The organism is Asanoa sp. NPDC050611 (assembly GCF_040654855.1).
Lineage (GTDB): Bacteria > Actinomycetota > Actinomycetes > Mycobacteriales > Micromonosporaceae > Asanoa.
In genome coordinates, this window is sequence record NZ_JBFAIU010000250.1 from 1 (window position 1) to 11,440 (window position 11,440).

Below are 11,440 nucleotides of genomic sequence, written 5' to 3' on the forward strand. Positions count from 1 at the left end.
GGCAACGTGCTCGCGACGAAGGTCGGGCGGCTGATCGAGCCGGGCGGCCCGGACACGCAGCCGATCTGGGCGGATCCACCACCGGACCTCGGCCCGCGACTGGACTACACGCGCGCGGCCGTGCGGCGTTCCCTGGCCGACAGTCTGGCCCGCCTGGGCGGGCCGCGCCCCGACGTGGTGCACGTGCACGACCCCGACCTGGACATGGCGACCGCGCTCGCCGAGTCGTACCCGGAGCTGGTGGCGCAGCGCGACCGCGGCGTCATCCGCGCGGTCTCGATCGGCAGCAACCACGCGGACACGGCGGCCGACTTCGTCAGGGCCGCCCCCGGTCTGGACTGCGTGCTGATCGCCGGCCGGTTCTCGCTGCTCGACCAGTCCGCGCTCGATGACCTGCTGCCGCTGTGCGCGGCGCGCGGCATCGCCGTGCTGGCCGCGGGCGTGTTCCAGGGCGGCCTGCTGGCCGGCCCCGCGGACCGGGCGCCGCCGGCGCTGCGCGAGATCAGGGCGGTCTGCGCCCGCCACGACGTGTCGCCGCTGGCCGCGGCGATCCAGTTCCCGTTCGGCCACCCCGCGGTGACGTCCGTGGTCGTCGGCGCCCGCTCACCGCGGGAGGTGGCGGAAAGCGCCGCGTTCCTGCGCCATCCTGTGCCGGCCGGGCTCTGGGCCGACCTCAAGGAGTCCGGGTTGCTCCCGGCCGAGGCACCGACACCGCGATAACGTGCAACCTGAAAGTTGCGGATTCGCCAGCCCATGTGCAACCGTTGAGTTGCACAGCAGGTCGGCGGATGGGAGCGGGCGTGGACCGGATCGAGCGCGAGATCTTCATCGCGGCGGCCCCGGAACGGGTGTGGCCGCTGGTGGCCGAGCCGGGTTTCTGGGCGACTGACGACGACAGCGTGCGCGGCACGCACGTCAGCGAGGGCGAACGGCTGGTGGCCCGGCATTCCCAGCACGGCGACTTCCCGATGCTGGTCGAGAAGGTGGATCCGCCCCGGTATCTCGCGTACCGGTGGAACAGCGCGTTCCCGGGGGAGGACCTGCGGGACGACAACGGCACGCTGGTGGAGTTCACGCTGATACCGGAGGCCGGCGGGACCCGGCTGCGGGTGGTGGAGAGCGGGTTCGCCGCGTTGCCGACGCCGGAGGCGAACCGCCGGAAGGTGATCGACGATCACACGGCGGGATGGGAGTCGTGCCTGCCGGCCCTCGCCGCCCGCGTTCCCGCGAGGCCGTGACCGTGTCGAGCGTCGCCGAGGTCGTCGACAGTGTCCTGACCGCGTTGGCCGACCCGACCCGGCGCCGGCTGCTGGACCAGCTGTCCGCGGCTGACCAGGCAACGGCGTCGACGCTCGCCGCCGCCCTGCCGATCTCGCGTCAGGCCGTCGTCAAGCACCTCGCCGTGCTCGACGCCGCCGGGCTGGTCGAGAGCACGCGCGTCGGGCGCGAGGTGCGGTTCGCGGTGCGCCCGGACGCCCTGGCCGTGACGGCCGGATGGATGACCTCCCTCGCCGCCGAATGGGACGCGCGGCTCGCCAGGATCAAGCACGCGGCGGAGGCCGCGGAGAAACGGTTGGAGACCGATCGTGAGCAACTCAGCTGACAACCCGACACCCAGCGTCGTCGCCGCGACCGCGATGCCGCCGGTCGTCGACCGGGCGTCGTTCGAGGCGCAGGTCGACCGGCTGCGGGCGCGCGAGAAGGCACACACCCACGAAGGCGACGCCATCGCCGCCGCGCGCCGTCGCCTGCCGATGGTGGCGGTCGACCCGACGCTCCCGCTGGACGGGCCGACCGGGCCGGTCACGCTGCTGGACGCGTTCGAGGGCCGCACGCAGCTGATCGCCTACTACTTCATGTGGTACGCGGGCCATCCGGCCGCCGAGCAGTGCGAAGGCTGCACCCTGTTCAACAGCCAGATCGGCGAGCTGTCCTACCTGCACTCCCGCGACATCACGTACGCCGTGCTGTGCCAGGGCCCCTATGCCGAAAGCGCGCGCTACCGGGAGTTCATGGGCTGGACGATGCCGTGGTACTCGGCGCAGCCGTCGCTCGAGGCGCTCTTCGCGGGCCGCCAGATCGGCCTGTTCCACCTGGTGTGCTACCTGCGCGACGGCGATCGCGTCTTCGAGACCTACTGGACGCAACGCCGCGGCGTGCACGCGATGGACTACAACTACGCGCTCATGGACCTGACGGCGTACGGCCGGCAGGAACCGTGGGAGGACGCACCCGCCGGCTGGCCGCGACGGGGGCACGCGATGCGGACCAACGGCGGCGCACCCGACTGGCCACCGCTGGCCGAGTGGCCCGGCGGACGCCCGACCGCGCAGTGGCCACGGCTGGCCGCCGGACACCCGGACGACCTCGGCGGCACGGGACAATGACCCGCTGATCGGAAAAGGACTCCCCGCGGGCGGTCGAAGTGGACGTTGACGCGCTAGCGTCAACCTTCGCAGAGACACTGCTCTATGGTCGGGGAGGCCAGATGAACCTACGCAGGCGGACAACAGCCGCCGCCGGCGCGCTGATCACGGCTGCCGCTCTCGCGGTCAGCGGCACGGCAACCGCCGCCACCGCTGCGCCGGTATCGGCTCAGGACGGCGTCACCAACGCGGAGAACCCCCGGGTCCCGGTGGGTGCGGTGTGGACGGAGGCCTACTTCCCGTCCGCGGACCACAGTGGCGTCGAGCTCCACGCCGACGTCCTCCGGCCGGCGCACCTGTCGCCCCGCGCGAAGACGCCCGTGATCCTCGCCGTCGGTCCCTACTTCGGCCACGCGGGCCAGACCGGGCCGGAAGGGTGGACCCGGACCGGGCCGTCCAACCGGTTCGCCGACTTCACCACGGGCACCGACCTGTTCGCCCGCGGCTACACCTACGTCATGGTCGACCTGCGCGGCTTCGGCGGCAGCACCGGCTGCCTCGACTGGGTGGGCCCCGGCGAGCAGGCGGACGTGCGGGCCGCGATCCAGTGGGCCGCGAAGCAGCCGTGGTCGACCGGCAAGGTGGGCATGTACGGCAAGTCGTACGACGCCGTGACCGGTCTCGTCGGCAACAACCTGCGCATCGGCGCCCTGAAGGCCGTCGTCGCACAGGAACCGGTGTGGAACATGTACAACTACCTGTTCAGCAACGACGTCCCCCGACCCAACGTGACCGGCACACCCAACGCCTACAACGGCATCGCCACGATGGCATCGCTCGCCGACGACAGCGACCGCTACCGGGCCAACGCGGCCTACGAGCAGAGCCACCCCGAGTGCCTGGCCGACAACCTGACGAACAACAACAACCCCGACCTCGAGTCGGCCTACTGGCGCGCCCGCAACCTCGCGGCGCAGGCGAAGGGCACGAGCACGCCGCTGTTCGTCACACAGGGCTTCATCGAGAACAACACGAAGCCGGAGGACATGGAGGAGTACCTCGACAACCACCACGGCGTCGAGCGGGGCTGGCTGGGGCAGTGGGAGCACGTGCGCGGCAACGAGACGAACGGAGCGGGCCAGCTCCTGCAGGGCCGCGCCGGCTTCTTCGACGAGGTCATGCGCTTCTACGACCGCTACCTCAAGGGCGACAAGCCGGCGGTACGCGACCCCGCCTACGCCATCGAGGACAACACCGGCGCGTGGCGGGCACAGTCGACCTGGCCGGCGCCGTCCTCGTACACCGTCGTGGGTCTGCCGGACGGGCAGTACGTCGACGACGGCATCGCCTCGACGCTGGCCGCACCGGCCGCGCCCGGCGACCAGCAGTGGGACATGGAGCACGCCACGGATCCCGCGCCGATCGCCGCCCGCGCTCTCGCGGCCGCCGACGCGCACAGCTATTTCAGCTGGTCCACGCCCACCAGGTCGCGCGTGCGGATCACCGGCACACCACGGATCACGTTGTACGCCGGGGCGCCGGGCAACGTCATGGTGCGGCTGTGGGACGTCGCCCCGGACGGCACCTCGGTGATGTTCGACGAGAACGTCGCGCTGATCGAGCAGGCGGGCCGGGTCGCGTTCGACCTGAAGTCCACCGACTGGACCTTCGAGACGGGTCACCAGCTCGGTGTGCAGATCGGGACGATCGGCAGCGGAAGCTGGCGCGACACCCCGAGCGGCAACACGATCGAGGTCACCCGGGCACGGCTGAGCCTGGCACTGCAGAACCCGGCGTCGGACGTGCCCACCCAGGGCGACCGGTCGCCGTTCCTCGACACGTACCTGCGGCAGTTCACCCGGACGCTCACCGACGTCGGCGCGGGCACCTTCCCGCTCGCCGTGCGCGACCGGCACTGAACGACCTGGCCTGATTGCCCACGGGGCAAAGGTTTGGATCCACGGCCACAGTTCCGGCGCGGGCGTAGCGTCGGAACTGTGGTTCGGGATCCCGACGTGCTCGGTTTCGACGCTGTTCTGGCCGGAGAGCTGATCGAGCCGTTGTTCCAGCCCATCGTCGCGCTCGACGACGAGCTTCCGGTCGGGTTCGAGGCGCTGTCGCGTGGGCCCAAGGGAGACCTGCACGAGGCGCCGGACCTGTTCGCGGCCGCGGCCGCCGCCGGGCGGTCGGCCGAGTTGGACTGGCTGTGCACCCGGGTCGCCGGCCAGTGCTTCCAGGAAGCCGACGTCTCCGACCTCGCCCTGTTCGTCAACGTCAACCCGGAGACCCTCGCCACCGGGCTGCCCAGCGACCTTGCCCGGTCGTACGCGGAGCTGGCGCGCGAACGCGACGTCGTCGTCGAGATCACCGAGCGGTCGCTGATGCGCCAGCCGGCCCGGCTCCTGGAGGCGGTCCTCGACACGCGCAGGCGGTCCGCCCGGATCGCCCTCGACGACATCGGCGTCGAGCCCGCCAGCCTCGCCGCGATGCCGCTGGCCAATCCGGACATCATCAAGCTCGACCGGTCCGTCGTCCAACGCCGGTCCGGTTCCACGACCACGCCGCACCTAGTCGAGGCGCTGCTCGAGGACGCCCGCCGCCAGGGCACGCAGATCCTCGCCGAAGGCATCGAGCGGCCCGAGCACGTCGCCGTCGCGCGCTCCCTGGGCGCCACCCTCGGCCAGGGCTGGCTGTTCGGGCGGCCCGGACCGCTACCGCGCCGCGTCCGCCGGTCGGCGCGGTCGCTCGCCCGGGTCGGGCCACGCCGCGTGTCCGGCCTGACCCCGTTCGACCTGCTCGCGAGAGCCGGGGAGATCCGCACCGTGTCGCCCGACATGTTCGCGGAGATGGCCACCCAGGTCGACGATCGGGCGACGGGGACCGCCGGCACCGGCATCCTCGCCGTCATCGTGGGTGACGGCGACTACGACGACGAAGCCCATAACCGCCATGCCGGCCTGCCGCGCCGCGGCATCGACGTGTTCGTGCTCGGCAGCCGCATCCCCGGCGATCTCGGTGCCCGCGTCCACGCCATCCCGCTGCCCGACACGGACCCCCTCGCACGCGAACGCGCCGTCCTGTTCGTCGGCACCAGCGACGGCTGCGGTGCCTTCGCCCGCCGGAGCGCCCACCGGGGTGACGGCTCCGTCGACGCCGGCACCTGCCAACAGCCCGAGCGTGTCAGCAGAGCCATGCTCACCCTCGGCCGTCGCCTCGCGACCTAGCCGGCGGCGAACCTCTGGTCGCGGCGCAGCGGGTGGTCGGCGGGCACCTCGACGAGGACGATCCGTACGCCGTCCGGATCCTCGATCCACATCTCGACCAGCCCCCACGGCTCCTCGCGCGGCGCACGGGTCACCGTCGCTCCCGCGGCGACGAGCCGTTCGTGCTCCGCGTGCACGTCCCGGACCTGCAGCCAGATCCCGGTCGGTCCGGCCGACCCACCCTCGGACGTGCCGGACACCTCGAGGAAGCCCTGGCCGAGGAAGAAGACGAGCCCCGGATCGGCCCGCGGCCCGAACTCGCGATACACCGCGAGGCCGAGGACGTCGCGGTAGAACCGGCGACTGCGCTCCGGGTCGGACGGGCGCACCAGGACACGGCTGCTGAGTACCTCCATCGCCCGATCATCCCGTGGCGGGGCTAGCTCGGGAGGCGGTTGACGAGGGTGAGCATCGCTTCGATGACGTGTTCCGGGTCGTAGCAGGCACCCGCTTCCAACGCGTCGCCGGGGCCGCGGCGGGCGAACGCCGCGCTACCGTGGCGGCTGCCGACGAACAGGACGGTGCGCTCGCCGGTGAGGGGGTCGTCCCCGGCCAGCGGGATGCCGCGGATGCGGCCGCCGAGGTCGTGGGGGACGCGGGTGCCGAGGACGAAGACGTCGAGGCCCCGGTTGGTCAGGTACGTGTGGCGGATGCGGCTCTCGTCGTCGTAGTCACCGTCGCCGACGTTGACGGTGAGGATCGCCGGGCTCGTCGTCTGCGTCGCCTGGTTCTCCACGTGCCCGGCCATCGAGGCGAACAGCTCCGCGGACGTCGTGTGCACCTCCGAGGTCTTGGCGAGCACCTCGAACGGCGTGCTGCGCGCGACGTGCCGCGGCGCGACACGGGCGAGCTCGTGCTCCGACGGGCGGACCCGGTCGGGCAGCGGCCCGGGACGGCCGAACAGGAAACCCTGGCCGAGGGTCGCGCCGAGCGAGCGCGCGACGGCGACGTGCTCCGGGGTCTCGATCCCTTCGGCGAGGATCTGCGCCTTGCGCCGGTGGGCCTCGTCGAGGACGGCGTTGACGACCTGGGAGACGGCCCACGAGCTCGACCGGCTCTGGATGATCGACCGGTCGAGCTTGATGATGTCCGGGTTGATCAGCGGCATCGCCGCCAGGCTCGCGGGCTCGGCACCGATGTCGTCCAGCGCGATGCGGGCGGTGCGCCGCCGGGCGTCGAGCACCGCGTCGAGCAACCGCGCGGGCTCGCGCATCACCGACTGTTCGGTGATCTCGAGGACCAGGTCCCGCTCCTGCGTCAGCTCGGCGTACGCCTCGACGAGGTGCGCGGGTGGATCGGTGGCAAGGGTGTCGGGGTTCAGGTTGACGAACAGCGCCAGGCCGGGGAGGTCCGCCTCTCGGTAACGGCGCCCGGCCGCCTCCGCGCACAACCAGTCCAGTTCCGTCGACTTGCCGGCCCGCGCCGCAGCGGCGAACAACGCCGGCGCCTGGTGCAGTCGGCCCGCGGGGCCCCGCGCCAGCGCCTCGAAACCGACCGGCCGCTCGTCGGCCAGCGACACCACCGGTTGGAACAACGGCTCGACCAGCCGCCCCACGAGGACGGCGTCGATCTCCGCATCAGCCGCGAACTGAACGTCGTCTCCCAACACCCACCCCCGTCAAATGATCACCATCCGCCTTTCCATTCCGGCGGCGTGCAAACGCCTCGGTGCCGATGGGGTCAGCGGGGCTGGTGCACGCAGGCGAGCAGGAAGTCGGTCGCCGGTACGGCGAACGCCACGCAGACGACCGCGAGCCGCGCGATCGACGGCCGGCGGGTCAGCCCGGCGTACCCGGCGACGAGCAGCGGCGCCGCGATCGTCTGGAGCAGCCACGAGTCGCGGGCGACGAACACGTCGAGGTGGCAGCAGGCGAGCCAGACCGCGTTGGCGACGGTCCACGACAGGAGCCCGGCGCGGTGGCAGGCCGACGCCGTCCAGCGCACGGCCGAGGTCGCGTACCCGGCCGCCTGGTCGGCGAACCGGTCCATGACCGTGGTCGGCAGGTACAGCGCGGCGGCGAGGAGGAGGCCGAGCACCACCAGGACGGGCGGGTAGTCGAGGACCGGGCGGTGCAGCGACCACCCGGCGAGCGGCCCGCACACACCGACGACGACCGCGTTGACCGTCACGTCCCAGCCCGGGCGGGCCTTGAGGCGGACCGGTGGTGCGCTGTAGAGCCAGCCGAGCGCGAGCACGGCCGCGGTGCCGACGACGAACAGGGTTCCGGCGACGGCCGCCACCGCGAGCGCGCCGACGGTGCACCAGCGGGCACAACGCCGCAGGTCGAGCGGGGTGAGCACGCCGGTGACCAGCGGCGCGGTGGACTTGCGCGGGTTACGCCGGTCGCTGGGCAGGTCGTGCAGGTCGTTGAGCGCGAACACCGTGGCCCACACCAGCGGACCGATGACGAGGCCCACGGCGAGCGTCGCGGGTAGGGCGTCGGCCGCCGGCAGCCAGTCGCCGGTGGCGAGCACCGCACCGAACGCGGCGCCGGCCCAGCCGAGGGGCCAGAACCACGGCCGGGTCAGCCGCACCACGGCCCACACCCGCGCCGCGGTCGGGTGCCGAATGGGTCCAGAAGGGACAGTCCTCGGCGGGGGAGCCGCCACGACGAGTGCCATGAGGCCGACGCTAGGCACGGCGGCGGCGCCGCACCTCACCTCGGCGAGGCAGCCCGATCCCCCGTACGGGGGAGATCGTCTCTGCCGTCACGGTCGATCGTCGGGGACGAGGCGGGGGACCAGGCGGACGTAGGCGACCATGCCCAGCACCTCGACCAGCGTCTGGGTGACGACCACCGCCGGTGCGACGCCGAACCGCTCCGGCAGGGCCAGGGCCAGCGGGAGTACGACCAGCGAGTTGCGGGTCGCGCCGGTGAACACGACGGCCCGGCCGGCCGGGGCGTCGAGCCGGAACAGCCGGGCCACGACCCAGCCCGCGCCGGCCATGACGACCAGGAACAGCACGTAGAACGGCACCACGCCGAGGACCCGGCCGACGTCGCCGGTCAGCTTCGGCACCTGCGAGGCGACCACGACGAACAGGGTCGCGGCCATGAGCGGCACCATCGCGGCGTCGGCGGTCGCCCTGGTGCGCCCGCGGGGGGCCCAGGTCTGGGTGAGCCAGGCGAGCGCCAGCGGGATCACGATCAGGAAGAGGAACGCCCGCAGGAACGGGCCCGCCTCGACCGTGTCGCCCAGGCCCGAGCCGAGGAACAGCAGCAGGAACGGCGGCAGCAGGAGCATCTGGGCGAGGAGCAGCACCGGGGTCGCCGCGAGCAGGCGGTGGCTGTCGCCGCCGGCCAGCCCGCTGAACACGATGACGTAGTCGACGCAGGGCGTCAGCAGCACGAGCAGAACGCCGAGGCGTACCGCCTGATCGGCTGGCAGGAACGTGAACATCGCGGCGACGACCAGGGGCACGACGAGGAAGTTGACGGTCAGCGCGGCGGCGAGGAATCGTCCGTCGCGCAGCGCGCGCACCAGGTCGCGGGCCGGGACCTGGAGGAACGTCACGTACAGCAGGGCGCCCAGGACCGGGTTGATCGCGTGTTCGAGGCCCGGCCCGGCGCCCGGCGCGGCCCACCCGACCAGCACGCCGGCCGCGATCGCGCCGAGGTAGACGGCGACCTGGTGCCGCTCCAGCACCGCGACCGCGCCCCGCGGCTCTTGCGCCACCACGTCCTCCTCGGGTATGCCGATCAAGGGTACTGACCTGCTGAATCACCAGGGAGGGTGCAGTGGCGGGCGACGACCGGAAGCGGGCAGCGCACCGGGCGCTGGTCGATCGGATCTTGAATGGGCCGGGCCGGGCGTCCGCCGAGCAGCGCGCCCTGGCTTTCCGCAACGACGGCTCCCTGCCGCCGCCGGTGGCCGAGCTGGTCGACAAGGTCGCCAGAACGGCGGCCGAGGTCACCGAGGCCGACTTCGCCGCGGCCAGGGCCGCGGGCGCCAGCGAGGACGAGCTGTTCGAGCTGGTGGTGTGCGCGGCGGTCGGACAGTCGACCCGGCTGTACGAGGCGGGCCTGGCCGCCCTGGCCGAAGGGAGGTCGGACGGTGCGTCTTGACGTCCTCGACAACGGCTATCCCCGGCGTACGAAGCTGCTGTTCGCCCTGATCAGGCTGGTCAGCCGGCAGCCCGTACCCGATGCCGCCCGGATCGTCTTCTACCGGCCCGACTTCTACGGTGACCGGGCGAAGGAGTTCACCCACGAGGCGATGCGCGGCCCGTCGGACTGGTCGGTCGCCGACCGGGAGCTGATGGCGGCGTACGTCTCGAAGGTGAACGAGAGCTCCTTCTGCGTCGGCGCGCACTCCGCGACGTCGCGCCTGGCCTACCAGGACGGGCCACGTGTGGCGGCCGTGCTGGCCGACCTGGAGTCGGCGCCGGTCGAGGAGCCGCTGCGGTCGACGCTGCGGATGCTCGGCAAGCTGACCCGCGAGGGCACGGTCACGGCCGACGACATGCGGGTCGTGCTGTCGGCGGGCGCCTCGCCCCAGCAGGTCGAGGACGCGCTCGCGGTCTGCGCCGCGTTCAACATCACCGACCGGCTCGCCGACGCGTTCGGCTTCGAGGTGCTGAGCCCCGAGGGCTTCGAGGCGGGGGCTCGATACCTGCTCAAGCGCGGCTACCGATAGCACCCGGTGTTACTGTGGCGCCCGCGTCGCGTTGCGCGAAGACACGGGGAGAAGTCGCTCGGTCCACAGTAGAGCGTTCGTCGCCCTCGTTGCCGGTGTGATCCTGGCGCTGGCAACCGCATGTGAGTCCGGCGGTCAGCCGGCGGCTCCGGGCCCGGTCGCGTCGTTGCGGGCCGCGGCCGCCAAGACCGCGTCGGTGTCGACACACACGACGATGACCGTGCCGCAGGTCGAGGTGTCCGGCGACGTCGACCCGTCGGCTCGCAACCTCGCGTTGGCCGACCCGGACGGCGTCAAGCTACTGTGGACGGTCAGGGACACCTGAGCGCGATGACCGTCGAGATGCCGGCGTACGGCCAGGTCCCGGCCTTCGCGAGCACGGTCACCTTCGCCGCCTCCTCGAGCGCTGAGTCAGTGCCGGCTCAGCAGGTGGCCCAAGCCCGCGACGCGGAGGCTGCGCCTGACCGTGGCGCTGCTGCCGAGCAGGGCGAACGACACGCCACGGCGGCGGGCGACGTCGTACGCGGCGGCCAGCGCGGCGACTGCGGCGGCGTCGACGAACGGCACGCGCCGCAGGTCGACCTCGACCCCGGTGGGCGCGTGCCGGCAGTAGAAGCCCAGCGCCTCGCGCAGCTGCCCCGCGTTGTCGGTGTCGATCTCGCCGCGTAGCTCGACGACGGCGACGCCGGCGCGATTGGTGACGGCGGAGACCGGGCTGTCGGTGTCGGCCTCCTTGTCCATGCCCGGCCACGCCGGTGGTACGTCGCTCAGCATGGCCTCGCGCAGCCAGGTCAGCGACCGGGAGAGCAGCCGTGAGACGTGCATCTGCGACAGTCCGGTCTCCTGCGCGATCTCGGTCTGGCTGCGGTTGCCGTAGAAGCGCAGGGCGAGGATCTGCTGCTCACGGGCCGGGAGGCGGGCCAGCAGCCGGCGCACGGTGAGCCGGTCGTCGACGCTCTCCAGGTCGGCGTCCGGCGTGCCGAGCAGCCCGCCCAGCTCGGCGGCGTCGCCGTCCTGGCCGCGCACCGGAGCGTCGAGCGAGGCGGCCGTGTACGCGTCGCTGGCCCGCAACGCACTGTCCACGTCGCGCTCGCCGACCGGCTCGGGGTCAGCCGCCGGGCGCTGGAGCTGGGCTTCCGGCGCGAGGTCGGGCTCCCGCCGGCGACCGTGGCC

Annotated in this window: 14 protein-coding genes; 9 read left to right on the top strand and 5 right to left on the bottom strand. The window is 72.7% G+C overall.

From position 1 onward, the window contains the following. The 6 genes from AB0H87_RS29720 to AB0H87_RS29745 all read left to right on the top strand — a co-directional run. Positions 1-720, top strand: a 720-nt coding sequence (locus AB0H87_RS29720) for an aldo/keto reductase (RefSeq protein WP_360152807.1), incomplete at its 5' end; no start/stop codon positions are given. 80 nt (positions 721-800) lie between these two features. After that, a complete protein-coding gene (locus AB0H87_RS29725; RefSeq protein WP_360152810.1) occupies positions 801-1,238 on the top strand; it encodes an SRPBCC domain-containing protein in 438 nt (145 codons plus the stop codon). Next, positions 1,235-1,603: a metalloregulator ArsR/SmtB family transcription factor gene (locus AB0H87_RS29730; protein ID WP_360152813.1), complete on the top strand. Its 369-nt coding sequence runs from the start codon at positions 1,235-1,237 to the stop codon at positions 1,601-1,603. Before AB0H87_RS29725 ends, AB0H87_RS29730 begins: the two co-directional genes overlap by 4 nt. After that, on the top strand, positions 1,587-2,387 hold the full coding sequence (locus AB0H87_RS29735; RefSeq protein ID WP_360152815.1) for a DUF899 family protein: 801 nt from the start codon (positions 1,587-1,589) through the stop codon (positions 2,385-2,387). The genes AB0H87_RS29730 and AB0H87_RS29735 overlap by 17 nt, the downstream gene beginning before the upstream one ends. 101 nt (positions 2,388-2,488) lie before the next feature. Beyond that, the gene (locus AB0H87_RS29740; RefSeq protein ID WP_360152818.1) at positions 2,489-4,285 is read left to right on the top strand and encodes a CocE/NonD family hydrolase; all 1,797 of its coding nucleotides are present in this window, start codon (positions 2,489-2,491) and stop codon (positions 4,283-4,285) included. 78 nt (positions 4,286-4,363) lie between these two features. Further along, entirely contained in the window at positions 4,364-5,590 is a 1,227-nt protein-coding gene (locus AB0H87_RS29745; RefSeq protein ID WP_360152821.1) for an EAL domain-containing protein, read from the top strand. On the opposite strand, the gene AB0H87_RS29750 is transcribed toward AB0H87_RS29745, so the two are convergent. The 4 genes from AB0H87_RS29750 to AB0H87_RS29765 form a co-directional block, all read right to left on the bottom strand. After that, on the bottom strand, positions 5,587-5,985 hold the full coding sequence (locus tag AB0H87_RS29750) for a VOC family protein (RefSeq protein ID WP_360152824.1): 399 nt from the start codon (positions 5,983-5,985) through the stop codon (positions 5,587-5,589). The two genes, AB0H87_RS29745 and AB0H87_RS29750, sit on opposite strands and share 4 nt — an antisense overlap. 23 nt (positions 5,986-6,008) lie before the next feature. After that, positions 6,009-7,235: an EAL domain-containing protein gene (locus tag AB0H87_RS29755; protein WP_360152827.1), complete on the bottom strand. Its 1,227-nt coding sequence runs from the start codon at positions 7,233-7,235 to the stop codon at positions 6,009-6,011. A gap of 74 nt (positions 7,236-7,309) precedes the next feature. Next, positions 7,310-8,251, bottom strand: a complete 942-nt coding sequence (locus tag AB0H87_RS29760) for a UbiA family prenyltransferase (RefSeq protein WP_360152830.1) — start codon at positions 8,249-8,251, stop codon at positions 7,310-7,312. An 87-nt stretch (positions 8,252-8,338) separates the two neighbouring features. Continuing rightward, positions 8,339-9,307 (bottom strand): bile acid:sodium symporter, encoded by a 969-nt coding sequence (locus tag AB0H87_RS29765; RefSeq protein ID WP_360152833.1) that lies wholly within the window; start codon positions 9,305-9,307, stop codon positions 8,339-8,341. 62 nt (positions 9,308-9,369) lie between these two features. On the opposite strand from AB0H87_RS29765, the gene AB0H87_RS29770 reads away from it, so the two are divergent. From AB0H87_RS29770 to AB0H87_RS29780, 3 genes are all read left to right on the top strand, one after another. Then, the gene (locus AB0H87_RS29770) at positions 9,370-9,696 is read left to right on the top strand and encodes a hypothetical protein (RefSeq protein WP_360152836.1); all 327 of its coding nucleotides are present in this window, start codon (positions 9,370-9,372) and stop codon (positions 9,694-9,696) included. Beyond that, complete coding sequence (locus tag AB0H87_RS29775) at positions 9,686-10,267, top strand: alkylhydroperoxidase AhpD family core domain-containing protein (protein ID WP_360152839.1); 582 nt, start codon at positions 9,686-9,688, stop codon at positions 10,265-10,267. Before AB0H87_RS29770 ends, AB0H87_RS29775 begins: the two co-directional genes overlap by 11 nt. 97 nt (positions 10,268-10,364) lie before the next feature. Next, positions 10,365-10,592: a hypothetical protein gene (locus tag AB0H87_RS29780; RefSeq protein WP_360152842.1), complete on the top strand. Its 228-nt coding sequence runs from the start codon at positions 10,365-10,367 to the stop codon at positions 10,590-10,592. 86 nt (positions 10,593-10,678) lie between these two features. Here the strand turns inward: AB0H87_RS29780 and AB0H87_RS29785 are convergent. Then, positions 10,679-11,440 (bottom strand): sigma-70 family RNA polymerase sigma factor (locus AB0H87_RS29785; RefSeq protein WP_360152845.1); only part of this gene is annotated, 762 nt, incomplete at its 5' end.

Excerpts from the sequence above, each read along its gene's own strand:
- AB0H87_RS29750 (WP_360152824.1), bottom strand. The coding sequence starts at position 5,985 with ATGGAGGTACTCAGCAGCCGTGTCCTGGTGCGCCCGTCCGACCCGGAG.
- AB0H87_RS29740 (WP_360152818.1), top strand. The coding sequence starts at position 2,489 with ATGAACCTACGCAGGCGGACAACAGCCGCCGCCGGCGCGCTGATCACG.
- AB0H87_RS29760 (WP_360152830.1), bottom strand. The coding sequence starts at position 8,251 with ATGGCACTCGTCGTGGCGGCTCCCCCGCCGAGGACTGTCCCTTCTGGA.